Origin of the sequence: Pseudomonas sp. MIL19 (genome assembly GCF_028680365.1) — a bacterium.
GTDB classification, from domain to species: Bacteria; Pseudomonadota; Gammaproteobacteria; order Pseudomonadales; family Pseudomonadaceae; genus Aquipseudomonas; species Aquipseudomonas spirodelae.
Genome location: NZ_JAPPVG010000006.1, coordinates 97,670 through 111,792 on the forward strand (window position 1 = coordinate 97,670; position 14,123 = coordinate 111,792).

Annotated in this window: 14 protein-coding genes; 2 read left to right on the forward strand and 12 right to left on the reverse strand. The window is 60.2% G+C overall.

Annotated elements, in window-relative coordinates; genetic code table 11:
* Positions 1-7: 7 nt before the first annotated feature.
* From N1078_RS06575 to N1078_RS06630, 12 genes are all read right to left on the reverse strand, one after another.
* Positions 8-733: a carbonic anhydrase gene (locus tag N1078_RS06575; protein ID WP_274087409.1), complete on the reverse strand. Its 726-nt coding sequence runs from the start codon at positions 731-733 to the stop codon at positions 8-10.
* A 118-nt stretch (positions 734-851) separates the two neighbouring features.
* Complete coding sequence (locus N1078_RS06580; RefSeq protein WP_274087410.1) at positions 852-1,910, reverse strand: PA0069 family radical SAM protein; 1,059 nt, start codon at positions 1,908-1,910, stop codon at positions 852-854.
* 93 nt (positions 1,911-2,003) lie between these two features.
* Positions 2,004-2,942 carry an AEC family transporter gene (locus N1078_RS06585; protein ID WP_274087439.1) on the reverse strand — a complete coding sequence of 313 codons (939 nt, stop codon included), beginning with the start codon at positions 2,940-2,942 and terminating at the stop codon, positions 2,004-2,006.
* A gap of 54 nt (positions 2,943-2,996) precedes the next feature.
* On the reverse strand, positions 2,997-4,949 hold the full coding sequence (locus tag N1078_RS06590) for a DUF7844 domain-containing protein (protein ID WP_274087411.1): 1,953 nt from the start codon (positions 4,947-4,949) through the stop codon (positions 2,997-2,999).
* Positions 4,946-5,266: a DUF2388 domain-containing protein gene (locus N1078_RS06595; RefSeq protein ID WP_274087412.1), complete on the reverse strand. Its 321-nt coding sequence runs from the start codon at positions 5,264-5,266 to the stop codon at positions 4,946-4,948. The genes N1078_RS06590 and N1078_RS06595 overlap by 4 nt, the downstream gene beginning before the upstream one ends.
* Positions 5,267-5,372: 106 nt before the next feature.
* Positions 5,373-5,690 (reverse strand): DUF2388 domain-containing protein, encoded by a 318-nt coding sequence (locus N1078_RS06600; protein WP_274087413.1) that lies wholly within the window; start codon positions 5,688-5,690, stop codon positions 5,373-5,375.
* A 79-nt stretch (positions 5,691-5,769) separates the two neighbouring features.
* Positions 5,770-5,976, reverse strand: coding sequence for a DUF1127 domain-containing protein (locus N1078_RS06605; RefSeq protein ID WP_274087414.1), 207 nt, complete (start codon positions 5,974-5,976; stop codon positions 5,770-5,772).
* A gap of 248 nt (positions 5,977-6,224) precedes the next feature.
* Complete coding sequence (locus N1078_RS06610; protein ID WP_274087415.1) at positions 6,225-6,440, reverse strand: DUF1127 domain-containing protein; 216 nt, start codon at positions 6,438-6,440, stop codon at positions 6,225-6,227.
* A gap of 380 nt (positions 6,441-6,820) precedes the next feature.
* Complete coding sequence (locus N1078_RS06615) at positions 6,821-8,257, reverse strand: NAD(P)(+) transhydrogenase (Re/Si-specific) subunit beta (RefSeq protein WP_274087416.1); 1,437 nt, start codon at positions 8,255-8,257, stop codon at positions 6,821-6,823.
* Positions 8,257-8,574 (reverse strand): NAD(P) transhydrogenase subunit alpha, encoded by a 318-nt coding sequence (locus N1078_RS06620; RefSeq protein ID WP_090241161.1) that lies wholly within the window; start codon positions 8,572-8,574, stop codon positions 8,257-8,259. The genes N1078_RS06615 and N1078_RS06620 overlap by 1 nt, the downstream gene beginning before the upstream one ends.
* A gap of 14 nt (positions 8,575-8,588) precedes the next feature.
* Positions 8,589-9,710, reverse strand: coding sequence for a Re/Si-specific NAD(P)(+) transhydrogenase subunit alpha (locus tag N1078_RS06625; protein WP_274087417.1), 1,122 nt, complete (start codon positions 9,708-9,710; stop codon positions 8,589-8,591).
* 566 nt (positions 9,711-10,276) lie between these two features.
* Positions 10,277-11,176 (reverse strand): LysR family transcriptional regulator, encoded by a 900-nt coding sequence (locus N1078_RS06630; protein WP_274087418.1) that lies wholly within the window; start codon positions 11,174-11,176, stop codon positions 10,277-10,279.
* Positions 11,177-11,373: 197 nt separating this feature from the next.
* Between N1078_RS06630 and N1078_RS06635 the strand changes: the two genes are divergently transcribed.
* Positions 11,374-12,552: an acyl-CoA dehydrogenase gene (locus tag N1078_RS06635; RefSeq protein ID WP_274087419.1), complete on the forward strand. Its 1,179-nt coding sequence runs from the start codon at positions 11,374-11,376 to the stop codon at positions 12,550-12,552.
* Between the two features lie 127 nt (positions 12,553-12,679).
* Positions 12,680-13,903, forward strand: coding sequence for a CaiB/BaiF CoA transferase family protein (locus N1078_RS06640; RefSeq protein WP_274087420.1), 1,224 nt, complete (start codon positions 12,680-12,682; stop codon positions 13,901-13,903).
* Positions 13,904-14,123: the final 220 nt, after the last annotated feature.

The following is a 14,123-nucleotide window of genomic DNA, read 5'->3' on the forward strand; positions in this document are numbered from 1 at the left end:
CTGCCGACTAGCTCGGCAGGTAGCGCGGGCGCGGCGTGGCCATCGGCAGTGGCCCATCATCGATCAGACGGAACTCGCCCTTTTCCGCGTCGTAAGCCTTGATCTCGCTGGTTTCGATGTCATACACCCAACCGTGGATAAACACCTGCCCGCAAGCCATACGAGACGCCACCGAAGGGTGGGTGCGCAGGTGGTCGAGCTGCGCCACCACGTTTTCCTCGGTGAGGATGCCCAGGGTGTTGTGATCGGCGCAGCCACAGTTGTCTGCCACCACCGTCTTGGCCACTTCAGCATGGCGCAACCAGGCTTTTACCGTGGGCATGCGCTCCAGCTCAGCCGGGTTGAGTACTGCTTTCATTGCCCCGCAATCGGAATGCCCGCAAATGATGATGTGCTGTACGCCCAAGGCCATCACCGCATACTCGATCGCCGTGGAAACCCCGCCCATCATCTGCCCGTAGGGCGGCACCACGTTGCCGACATTGCGGTTGACGAACAGATCGCCCGGCGAGCTTTGGGTGATCAATTCAGGCACCACCCGCGAGTCGGCGCAGGTGATAAACATTGCCCGCGGACTCTGCGCGGTGGCCAGTTTTTTGAACAGATCTTCCTGCTGCGGGAAGATCTCGCAACGAAAACGTTTGAAGCCATCGACGATACTCTGCAGGGCTTCCTCGGCAGTTTCACTGCCCGTGCGCCCTTGCAGCGGGATCAACTGATGCTTGTATGGCATGTTTGCGACCTCTGAACCTGAAAAAACCTGCTAAAGCGACAGCCAAGCAGGCTGGCAAGTCACATGCCAAGTGTCACTGCCGCAGGCCCTAACGGCAACCACCCAGCTTGCGCGCCGCTTAGAGCAGCGCCAGCTGGCCGCCCGGCGGACAAAAACGCGTGCAGTCGAGGTTGAACGTCTCGCGTCGATTCAGCCCAAGGCGTTTGCTGGCCAAGGCAAAGCGCTGTGCGAGCAATTCAGCAAAAGCGCCCTCACCACGAAAACGCTGACCGAAGCGACTGTCATACAGCGCACCACCGCGACTCTGACGGATCAGGCTGAGCACATGCTCGGCACGTTGCGGGTAATGGGCGTGCAGCCATTCCGTAAACAACGGCGCCACCTCACGCGGCAGACGCAGCAGCATATAATTGGCGCTTTGCGCGCCGGCCTCTTTGGCCGCCGCTAAAAGATGCTCAAGCTCCATGTCATTGATCATGGGGATCATCGGTGAACACAGGACACCGACTGGAATGCGGTTTTCGCGCAATACCCGAATCGCTCGCAAACGTGCTGCCGGTGCCGCTGCACGCGGCTCCATGATGCGTTTCAGTTCATCATCCAGAGTCGTCAGGCTGATCATCACCGCCACCAGGCGCTGCTGCGCCAGCTCAGTGAGCAGGTCGAGGTCGCGCAGAATCAGCGCCCCCTTGGTAATGATGGTCGCCGGATGGCGATAGTCGAGCAGCACCTTGAGGCTGTTGCGGGTCAGCAGGTGCTGGCGCTCGATCGGTTGATAAGGATCGGTGTTGGAGCCCAGGTTGATCGGCGCGCATACATAGCCAGGCTTACTCAGCTGCTGTTCGAGCAGCGCAACGGCATTGGTCTTGGCGATCAGCTTGGTTTCGAAATCCAGCCCCGGCGACAGATCCCAATAGGCGTGACTGGGCCTGGCGTAGCAGTAAATACAGCCATGTTCACAGCCACGGTAGGGGTTGAGTGAACGGTCGAAGGGCAGGTCCGGCGACTGGTTACGGGTGATGATGCTTTTTGCGGTTTCGCTGTGCACCTCAGTCGCCCGGCTGGGCGGCACTTCCTGAAACCAGCCGTCATCGCTGGCGATAATGCGCTGCGGGGCAAAGCGATTATGCGGGTTACTGGCAGTACCGCGACCGCGCGGCGGCAAGGAAACAGGCATGAGTGGGCTCCATAATTTACTGTATATAAATACAGTAAATTAGCTGCACCACCAAACCCAGTCGTCAGTCCGACACCGCGCCAAGCACCTGCATCAGCCCACGAACAATAGCAACAACAGCGGCAGACTGGCCGCCGCCAAAAGAGTTTGCAGGGTAATAATCCCCGCCATTAAGTGGCTGTCCCCGCCCAAGTGCCGGGTCAACACATACGCCGTTGGCGCGGTTGGCAAGGCAAAGAACAGCACCAATACCGTGCTTTCCATCGTCGGTAATTGCAGACCATAGGCCACAGCCCACGCCAGCATTGGCATGGCTAACAAGCGCAGCAGGCTGTTGCCGAGCAACGCCGGAATCTCGCCAGTCAATTGCTCGGGTTTCAACGCCGCGCCCACACACAGCAGACCCAACGGCAAACTGGCAGCCGCCAACAAGCTGAGCAGGCGATCACTGCCACCGGGTAAACCAAGGCCACTGAGGTTGACCAAGGCACCACCGAGGCAGGCAAGAATCAGCGGGTTCTTCAGGATCGGTAATAACAGGCTGCGCGCACTGACGCCACGCTCGGCGGTCAGCGACCAGACCGACAGCACATTCACCGTCGGCACCATCAAGGCAAGCATGATGGCTGCCAGAGTCAGGCCTTCCTGGCCAAATAGGCTGCCCACCGCTGCCAGGCCGAGGTAGGTGTTGAACCGCAGAATGCCCTGGCTAAATGCGCCGAAGCGCCCCGCCGGCCAGCCGCGCAGGCGGCGTACCACCAGCAGCGCCAGCCAGGCGATGCCCAGCGCCAGCATTACCGCCAACGCTAAGCGCGGCAACGCAGGGTTATCCAGCGGCGCCTTGGCCAGGCTGCTGAACAGCAGCGCCGGGAACAGCATGAAGTAATTCAGACGCTCAGCGCCGGGCCAGAATGCCTCACTGGGAAACGCCCAGCGCCGCAGGTAGAAACCGGCCACGATCAACGCAAACAGCGGCCACAAGGCCAGCAACAATTCCTGCACGGCAACCTCCAGCCACAAGCAAGCCGCCATCTTGAGCAGGCGCATGGAGTGACGCAAGGCCGGCGTTGATCTTGGGCGTTCTCGCTAGGGCAATTGCAAACCGCCGCTGGCTTTGTGCAACGTGCGCAGGTGTTGACCGAGCTGTGCCAGATTGGCTTCAGCTGCTTGTAATTCCGCCAGGCGAGCAGGTTCCAATAAGGTGCGCACTTCCTGGTCGAGGTTATCGCTAAGCTGACGCAGTTGCTGCTGGCGCGCCTGGCTCTCGGCTTCCAAGCGTTGCCATTCGGCGCGTTGCGGCAGGCCATAGCCGCCTTCGAGTAACTCCGCCGGACGACTGAGAAAACCGCTGTTGGCGAGAATCTGCTGCAGCGCACCACCCGCCGTATTGAGTTCAGGATCAGCGCTCTCGCGCCCGCTCAGGTAGCGGCGCTTGAGCTCATCCTGGGCCAGCAGCAACTGTCGGCGCAGCGCCGCCTGCTCAAGCAGCAGCAGCGCCGCGCTGGTGCGCAGATTGGCCTGAGCAAACCAGGGCTGGCGCTCCGCCGCAGGCAAGTTCAACCAATCCTCAACGTGCGCCTGGGTAATTGGCAATTGCGCCTGCAACACGCTAAACATGGCTTGATAGCGGTCACGGAAGGAGTCAAAGCGATACCCCAGGCGCAACGCCTCAGCATCGTCAGCGAGCACGCTGCGGTCAGCCAAATCACGGGCGGCCAGGGTATCCAACAGGCCGTTGGGCATGATGCTGTCGAGTGCATGCAGCTGGGGGTGCTGGCTGCCGCTACGCAGCAGCTTGAGGGTTTCCACGGCGCAGTTGTTGGAAAGGAACCAGTAATCGCCGTCATAACTCCAGTGCTGCTCAGCCGCGCGAATCACCAGCTGCTCCAGTTGCGGACGTTCAAGCTTAAGCGGCACCGAGGCCAGGCTACGCAGCTCAACCTTGGTGTATTCCTCAATCACCTGGGCCAGCGGCAGGACGAATAACCGTGAAGGATAAGCCCCGGTCAGGCCATCCCAACTGGACAGCTGCACATCGCCGACAAAGGCACGGTAAGACAGCACCAGATGCTCCTGCAGGTCCAACCGACAATCCGGCCCCAGCGGCCGGCCGGGCGCGCAGATCACCAGGCGCAGCATGCTGTGCCCCCAGCGACTAGCTAGCGCGTCGTTGGCTTCGGCGAGTAAATAATCCACCTGATAGACCCGCTGCGGGTCGATGCTGCCGAGCGGCTGGCGGGCAAAGTCGCGCCCGGCGTTCAGATAGGCCAAGCCACCTGCGCACGTTTCTTGGCCAGCAGGCGACCAGCCGAAATGTGCACTCAAGTAGCGCGCCAGCGAAGGTCGGCGGCAGGCGTAGCTGGGGTCGAGGAGGAAGTACTCCATGTTCACCGCGAGGTACTCGCGCGGGTTCGTCAACTCATAGCGGTCTGGGCTACGCGCCACTTGGTGGTTCTCGTGCTCGCGCTCACCACGCCTGCCAACCTGTTGCGGCCAGCCCGCTAGGTCGAGCAACAGCGGATCATCACTCAGGGTAAAACGCCGCGCCGTTTGACCCCGGCAATAATCAGGCAACCCGACAGCCCCCAGGCTCTGCTCACGCTGGCGACACTGGCGTTGCAGCTGCCTGTCCGCCTGTGGCCAACGCTGGGCGCGGTCATACAGATGGGTGAGTTCGTGCAGCACCGTCGCCAGCAGTTCGCGGCGCACGCTGCCATGTGGGCGAGCGGTTTGGTGAGAAGCGCTGCTGCCGTCGCTCAAGGCTGGCAGCAGCGCGGCATTCAGTTCGATGCCGCTGAAACGTCCGGCACGGCCATAGACCTCTGCAGGCATGTCGCCCCAGCGAACACTGACGCGGCGGTCGAGTTGTTGCTTGAAGCGCTGCGGCAACGCCTCCAGCGCCTCTTGCAACAGCTGCTGGCTGGCCTGACGTTCGCGGGCACTGAGTGCCGCGTCGTTCAGCTGCAGACTCAGCCCGGCCTGGCTAGTGGTGCTGGCGAATACTGCCAGTAACAGTAGCCAGGTACGCGGCCAATTCACAGCGCCAGAATGGCTTCGGCCAAGACCAGATCAGAAGCACCCTGTGCTTCAGGCACTTGGCTGCGAATGGTGACGATGGCCGCTTCCAGTTGCGCGCCACGGATCTGCCCTTGGCTGGCCACAAAGCTGGCCGCATCGTCACGCGCGGCCAACACGATTTTCGAATCGCGAACTGAGGTGGTGGTATCCGACGTGAAATCCAGGGTGCGATCCAGTGCACGCACGATGATGTTGCTAGTCGCCACCAAGGTTTGCGCCTGGGCAGTGGCACTCAACAGAACAATCGCAACTACAGCACCGAGTAAGGTAGGGCGCATACGCATCTCCAATAAACAACCATCAACCCGACGGGGTTGGTTTGGACGAGTATTCTGCCACACAGTTCCGCCAGCGCTTGTAGCTAAGCGCTGGCATCACCCCCACTCAGAGACTGAGGATTGCGCTCGCCAATTGCATATCGTCGCTTACCAAGGTCGGCAACTGCTGGCGGATATGCTGCAACGCGGCCTCCAGACGCACGCCGCGGATATTGCCCTGACTCGCTACAAAAGCGGCGGCGTCATCACGCGCGGCGAGCACAATCTTGTCATCACCAAATGAAGAGGAAACATCGGAGCTGGCGTCCGAGGTTGCGCCAATCGCACCCACCACTGCATCCGTGGTCACCACAAAACTGGTGGCGCTAGCCGTACCCGCCAGCGCCAAGAGTGCCGCCAGGCTAAAGGTCTTTATCGCATTCATATCCACGCTCCTGAAAAGGCCCAACAGTCGGGCTGAGTTCATTGTAGACCGGGCGCGGGCCAGTTGGTTGCCAGGCCGATCAGCGCCAAAACGGCTTTTCCAACTCAACCTGACGCTGTGCCTCACTGATCCCGGCATCCGCTAACTGACGACTATCCAGGTGCGCCAAATGCTTACGCGTGTGCCGATTGCGTTGCCAGCCACACAGCGTGGCATAGAGCTTCAGCCATAGCGGACGACTGTCCTGGGCAGAGAGTGAGGGCCGGCGTTTGAGCGTGCGTTCCATGGCGCAATTCCTTGTCAACCAACAGAGATGGCAACCTAGGATGCGCGCTAAGGCGTGGAGCGGGCAGAGACAGCACCTGTAAATTGTTATGGCGCAGTTGGAGTTTTATCCAAACTGTACCGCTGCACGCACAGCAGACTGTTACGGATAAATAATCCTGCAGACAAAAAGAAAGCCCCAGCACGCAGGGCGCTGGAGCTTCAAAAATCCCATAAAAGGGAGGAGCAGAAATCGGTGTCTGGCGGCGTTTAACGCCAGAAAGGCTTACTCAATTCGGCCTGACGCTGTGCTTCGCTGATTCCGGCATCTGCAAGCAGACGGGCATCTAAACGAGCAAGTTGACGGCGGCTGACAGCACGGCGCTGCCAAAGCAAAACAGAAGACAATATGCGCAGCGGCAGAGCGCTGGAGCCGGTGGCTTGGCTGTGATCAAAAAACAGGTCGGAACTGAGGGTACGTTCCATGGTGCTCATCCTTCCGCTTGTGGCGGGTCAGTGGTGTGTTGCGATGCAAGCATTATTGCTACCGCCCTCTGCACGCAGTAGCCACAGCTGAATTGAATTGCAGCATCAATAGATAGCTTGCTTTGTAACTGTTTGGCCTGTTTTAGCATCAACTGTACTGCCCATAAGTTCTTTAGCCTGAAAAACAATTAATGGCAGATAAAACACCTGAATAAATGCTTATTCAGCAGTGATTTAGTACAGGTACAGTTACAGATTGCACTTCTATTACAGTTGACCTGTTATTCAGATTTTCGCCTGGAAAAACCAATTTTTGATCGACCAGACAGAAAAAAGCCCGGCTCTTGAGCCGGGCTTTTTCGACAACGCAGCAGTGAGATTTAGTCGACCGCTTTAACCATATCTTCGATGACCTTCTTGGCGTCGCCGAAGACCATCATGGTCTTGTCGAGGTAGAACAGTTCGTTGTCCAGGCCGGCATAGCCGCTGGCCATCGAGCGCTTGTTGACGATCACAGTCTTGGCTTTATAAGCCTCGAGAATCGGCATACCGGCGATCGGCGACGTCGGGTCGTTCTTCGCCGCGGGGTTGACCACGTCGTTGGCGCCCAACACCAGCACCACGTCGGCTTGGCCGAACTCGGAGTTGATGTCGTCCATCTCGAACACTTGCTCGTAAGGCACTTCGGCCTCAGCCAGCAGCACGTTCATGTGGCCGGGCATACGCCCGGCAACCGGGTGGATCGCGTACTTCACGGTCACGCCGCGATGGGTCAGCTTCTCGGCCAGCTCCATCAGCGCATGCTGGGCACGGGCCACCGCAAGGCCGTAGCCCGGCACGATGATCACGGTGTCGGCGTTGGTCAGCAGGAAGGCCGCATCGTCGCTCGAGCCGGATTTAACCGGACGCGCTTCTTTGGCACCCGCCGGACCGGCTTCTGCCGGAGCACCGCCGAAACCACCGAGGATCACGTTGAAGAACGAGCGGTTCATCGCCTTGCACATAATGTACGAGAGGATCGCGCCGCTTGAGCCCACCAAGGAGCCGGCAATGATCAACATCGAGTTGTTCAGCGAGAAACCGATACCGGCCGCCGCCCAGCCCGAGTAGCTGTTGAGCATCGACACCACGACCGGCATGTCTGCACCGCCAATCGGGATGATGATCAGCACGCCAATCACAAAGGCCAGCGCCAGCAGGATGGCGAAGGCTGTCAGGTCACCGGTAAAGGTGTACACCAGGCCGAGGCCGAGAATCGCCAGGCCGATGGCCAGGTTGACCCAATGTTGGCCCTTGAACTGTACTGGTGCGCCCTGGAACAGGCGGAACTTGTACTTGCCCGAGAGCTTGCCGAAGGCGATCACCGAACCGGAGAAGGTGATGGCGCCGATGGCAGCACCGAGGAACAGCTCCAGACGGTTACCCGCTGGAATCGCATCACCCAGCGCTGCAACGATACCCAGCGACTGCGGCTCAACCACGGCAGCAATAGCGATAAACACCGCGGCCAGGCCGATCATGCTGTGCATGAAGGCGACCAGCTCAGGCATCTTGGTCATTTCTACGCGCTTGGCCATCACCGAGCCGGCAGTACCGCCGACCAGCAGGCCGACGATCACGTAGCCGATACCGGCGGTGGCGATTTCAGCACCGAGCTTGTAGATCAGGCCAACGGTTGTCAGTACGGCCAAACCCATACCGAGCATGCCAAACAGGTTGCCACGACGCGAGGTAGTTGGGTGCGACAGACCTTTAAGTGCCTGGATAAAGCAGATCGAGGCAACGAGGTAGAGAACAGTGATCAGATTCATACTCATCAGTGCTTCTCCCCAGCAGCAGCTTTAGGCGCTTTCTTTTTAAACATTTCCAGCATGCGCCGGGTTACCAGGAAACCACCAAACACGTTGACCGCAGCCAGGGCCACAGCCAGGGTGCCCATGGTTTTACCCAGTGGGGTCACGGTCAAAGCGGCGGCCAGCATGGCGCCGACGATAACGATCGCGGAAATCGCGTTGGTCACCGCCATCAGCGGGGTGTGCAGCGCCGGGGTCACGTTCCACACCACGTGGTAACCCACGTAGATGGCCAGGGCGAAGATGATCAGGTTGTAGATGCCGTCGGAAATCATATCCATGTGCGGTACTCCCCTTAGCCGTTGGTGCGCACGACATTGCCGTCACGGCACATCAGGCACGCGGCGACGATGTCGTCTTCAAGGTTGAGGTGGAACTTGCCTTCGCCGTCGATGACCAGCTTGAGGAAGTCCAGCAGGTTGCGTGCGTACAGCGCCGAAGCATCGGCCGGCACCAGAGCCGCCAGGTTGCTATGGCCGACGATGGTCACACCGTGCTCTACCACCACTTGCTCAGCCACGGTCAGCGGGCAGTTGCCGCCTTGCGCTGCAGCGAGGTCGATGATCACCGAGCCTGGCTTCATCTCCGCCACGGTGGCGGCATGCAGCAGGGTCGGCGCCTTGCGGCCTGGGATCAGCGCGGTGGTGATGACGATGTCAGCCAGCTTGGCTTTCTCGTGCACCGCCTTGGCCTGACGCTCCATCCACGACGCCGGCATCGGCCGGGCATAGCCGCCCACACCTTGGGCGCATTCGCGCTCTTCATCGGTCTCGAACGGCACATCGACGAACTTGGCGCCGAGCGATTCGATCTGCTCTTTAACCGCCGGACGCACGTCGGACGCTTCGATCACCGCACCTAGGCGCTTGGCCGTAGCGATGGCCTGCAAGCCAGCTACACCGGCACCGAGGATGAGGATGCGCGCGGCCTTAACGGTACCGGCAGCGGTCATCAACATTGGCATAAAGCGCGGGTAGTGATGCGCCGCCAGCAACACGGCCTTGTAGCCGGCGATGTTGGCTTGCGACGACAGCACGTCCAGGCTCTGCGCGCGGGAGGTACGCGGGGCGGCCTCCAGGGCGAAGGCGGTGACGCCGCGAGCATTGATGCGCGCGATGGTCTCGTTGCTGAACGGGTTGAGCATGCCCACCAATACAGCACCGGCTTTCATATGCGCCAGTTCAGCGTCAGTCGGAGCGACCACTTTCAGCACCAGATCGGCACCGAAGGCAGCTGCATCGTTACCAATGGCTGCACCAACGGCTTCATAGGCGCTGTCCGGAATGCTCGCGCTAACGCCAGCACCGCTCTGTACAGTCACCTGATGGCCTTGGCCGATCAGCTTCTTGATGGTTTCGGGAGTTGCGGCAACGCGCGTCTCACCAGCATGGGTTTCGAGAGGAACACCGATGTGCACTTCAATTCTCCTGCGTGATCTTTTTGGTGAACCGGCGCACTGCGGATGGCACGCGGGCATTAGGGAGGATCAGCACAAACCCGTCGAAAAGTGGCGGGGCCCGCATTCTGCCGGCGAACGACAGTCCCTTCAAGAAGTTATGGAGTAAGAAAATCGCATTACTACAAGTTATAGGTCTATGACTACTTTTCATACCGACCACAGGCCGCGCCGTTTCTGGCTTAGCCCTTCAATCACGCTGCTTACAGAGGAAAAACCCATGCGTATGGTGGATGACAGCCGATCGAATCTTCTGATATGTAGAAAGTAGCGAACACAGCGTAAAAAATAGCCTTCACACCAGCAGGCATGGGCCTTAGCGGTTTTTAGCGCCTGATTCTCATGTAGTTTGTAAAACAATCCACTACCTAACACTTAAGGCGGCATAAGGCCGTATCCGCGCATGTGTTTATGCACAGATCGACCACTAATTCGCTGACAAATGCTCAAGCAGGCGGGCGTTTACCCAGTCGCTTTTACTGTGCAAACGATGCGGATGCGAACCCGCGTTCTTGCCCCTGAAACACCTAGGCGCTGCGGTAACGCGCCGCCTCGCCGACCAACCAATCACGAAACGCCGCGAGCGCCGCCGACTGCACTTTGCGTTCCGGCACAATCAAGTAATAAGCCCGGCCGCTGTCCGCGAGCGGCTTATCAGACGCAATCACCAGCCGTCCTTCATCCAACTCGCGGCGGATCAGAAACGGCGGAATCAACGCCACGCCCATCTCATGCATGGCCGCCTGAGCCAGCATCGAGAACAGCTCATAGCGCGGCCCGGCCATGTCCCGCGCGGTACTGATACCCTGGGCGTTGAACCACTGACGCCAGGCGTAAGGCCGGGTGGTCTGTTGCAACAGCGGCAGGCTGGCCATTTGTTCACCGCTAAAGTGCGTCTGCTCACCCAGCAGCGCCGGGCTGCACACTGGCATCGGGTTCTCGCCCATCAGCAGGTGCGCCTGGGTACCGGACCAGTCGCCATCGCCGAAGTACACCGCCGCATCGAACTCGGTATCGGCAAACAGAAAGGGTCGCGTGCGGTTGGTCAGATTGACGGTAATTTCCGGGTGCAGGTGCTGAAAGTCTTTCAGCCGTGGCAGCAGCCACTGCGTACCGAAGGTCGGCACCACGGCCAGTTCGATACTCATCGCCCCTTGCTGGCCCATTACCGCCAAGGTGTCGCGCTCCACGGCGTCCAGCTGCCCAGCCACCCGCCGTGCATAGGACTGGCCCGCCTCGGTCAGCTTCACCCCACGCCGTGAACGGCGAAACAGCTCAATATTAAGGAAGGCTTCCAGCCCAGCGATCTGCCGGCAGACCGCGCCCTGGGTCAGGCTTAGCTCATCGGCCGCCCGGGTAAAACTCTGATGGCGCGCGGCTGACTCAAAAGCAATCAGGGCGGCCGTGCTGGGAATCTTGCGGCGCATATGTGCGTCAGCCTCACTTTATTCACTGTAAAAAGCCGAATAACCCTATCTCGAAGTGAGCAAACCGCACAACAGGGTGCGTATTACTCGTTTGCCTGGCCAACATAAGCCGCCTAGGATCAAGGCCACTTACCGCTGGGCGCGGCTCGCTTGCGCAGATACCCGCCCTCTCACAGTCTGATTTCGAGGTGTTCGCGATGGCTAAGGCAAGCTTCAACTGGATCGACCCGCTGCTGCTGGTTCAGCAACTGAGCGAAGAAGAACGCATGGTGCGTGACAGCGCCCAACAGTTCGCGGCCGACAAGCTGAAGCCGCGCGTGCAACTGGCCTTCCGTAACGAGCAGACCGACCCGAAAATCTTCCGCGAGATGGGCGACACCGGCCTGCTCGGTGCAACCATCCCCGAGCAGTATGGCGGCAGCGGTCTGAACTACGTGTGCTACGGCTTGATCGCCCGCGAAGTGGAGCGCATCGACTCCGGCTATCGCTCGATGATGAGCGTGCAGTCGTCCTTGGTGATGGTGCCAATCTTCGAATTCGGCAACGAAGCGACCAAACAGAAATACCTGCCGAAACTGGCCAGCGGCGAATACATCGGCTGCTTTGGCCTGACCGAGCCGGACCACGGTTCCGATCCTGGCAGCATGATCACCCGTGCGAAGAAGGTCGACGGCGGCTACCGCCTGACCGGCGCGAAAATGTGGATCACCAACAGCCCGATTGCCGATGTATTTGTGGTCTGGGCCAAGGATGATGCCGGCGAGATCCGCGGCTTCGTGCTGGAAAAAGGCTGGCAGGGCCTCAGCGCTCCGGCGATCCACGGCAAGGTCGGTCTGCGCGCCTCGATCACCGGCGAAATCGTCATGGACAACGTATTCGTCCCGGAAGAAAACGCCTTCCCCGACGTGCGCGGCCTGAAAGGCCCATTCACCTGCCTCAACTCGGCGCGCTATGGCATCAGCTGGGGCGCCCTCGGTGCCGCCGAAGACTGCTGGCACACCGCCCGCCAATACACCCTGGACCGCAAACAGTTCGGCCGCCCGCTGGCGCAAACGCAGCTGATCCAGAAAAAACTCGCCGACATGCAGACCGAAATCACCCTGGCCCTGCAAGGTTGCCTACGTTTGGGCCGGATGAAAGACGAAGGCACGGCAGCGGTGGAAATCACCTCGATCATGAAGCGCAACAGCTGCGGCAAGTCCCTGGACATCGCCCGCATGGCCCGCGACATGCTCGGCGGTAACGGCATCAGCGATGAATACAGCGTGGCCCGCCACCTGGTTAACCTGGAAGTGGTCAACACCTACGAAGGCACCCACGACGTTCACGCGCTGATCCTTGGCCGCGCGCAGACCGGCCTGCAGGCGTTCTTTTAAACCTGCCCACAAACGCCCTCGGACCGCAGGGTGGATGACGCTCTTTTCATCCACCTTCTCTACCGCATGGTGGATGGATAAAGCGCCAGCTACGCGCCCCGATCCACCCTACGCAGGAATCTTCGCTATGCCCGGCGCCCTTTCGCATATCCGCGTTCTCGATCTGTCTCGTGTATTGGCTGGACCTTGGGCCGGGCAGATTCTCGGTGACCTGGGCGCTGAAGTGATCAAGGTCGAGCGCCCCGGCAGCGGCGATGACACCCGCCACTGGGGCCCACCTTATGTGAAGGACGCCGAGGGCAACGACTCGCGCGAAGCGGCCTACTTTCAGAGCGCCAACCGCAACAAGCAATCGGTCACCCTCGACTTCACCCAGCCCGATGGCCAGCGCCTGGTGCGCGAGCTGGTGCAAAACTGCGACGTGCTGCTGGAGAACTTCAAGGTCGGCGGCCTGGCGGCCTATGGCCTTGATTACGACTCGCTGAAAGCCCTTAATCCGCGGCTGATTTATTGCTCGATCACCGGCTTTGGTCAGGACGGGCCTTACGCCAAACGCGCCGGCTATGACTTTATGATTCAGGGCCTCGGCGGGCTGATGAGCCTGACCGGCAAGCCCGACGGCGAAGAAGGCGCCGGCCCGATGAAAGTCGGTGTCGCCCTCACCGACATTCTCACCGGCCTGTACGCCACCGTCGGCGTGCTGGCGGCACTCAACCAGCGTGAGCAATCGGGGCTTGGCCAACATATTGATGTGGCCCTGCTGGATGTGCAGGTGGCTTGCCTGGCTAACCAGGCGATGAATTATCTGAACACAGGCGTTTCGCCTAAACGCCTGGGCAACGCCCACCCGAATATCGTGCCCTACCAGGATTTCCCCTCGGCCGATGGCGACTTCATCATCGCCGTGGGTAACGATGGGCAGTTCCGTAAACTGTGCGAGGTTGCCGACCTTCCCGCTTTGGCCGACGACCCGCGTTTTTCTTCGAACAAGGCGCGGGTTGCTCATCGCGCCGAACTGATTCCACTGCTGCGCCAGGCCACGGTGTTCAAAACCACGGCGCAATGGATCAGTTTGCTCGAACAGGCAAGCGTACCCTGCGGGCCGATCAATGACCTGGCCCAGGTATTTGCCGACCCGCAGGTTCTGGCACGCGGCCTGCGTATCGACCTGCCCAACAGCCTGGGCAGCAGCACCCCGCAAGTGGCCAGCCCGCTGCGCTTGTCCGAGACGCCTGTGACCTACCGCAATGCACCGCCGCTGCTCGGTGAACACACCGAACAGGTGCTCAGCCAGCACTTGGGCCTAAGCCCGGAGCAGATCACTGCCCTGCGTGCAGCCGGCGTGCTCTGAGCGGGTACTCGCCCGCCGTTAATCCCCCCACGCGTATTAGTTCATTGTGTGGCGGCGCAATTAGGCAGCTACCCTAATGCTCACACCAACTCGCCAACACCGGTCGATGCGCCAGCACGCGCCACGCGGGGCAGACCACTTGGCCTACCTGAGCCCCACTGGCTGCGGAACCCGCCGGCGGCTGCTCAATAGACAAAAGTAATTTGCTGTTCCTGGCATC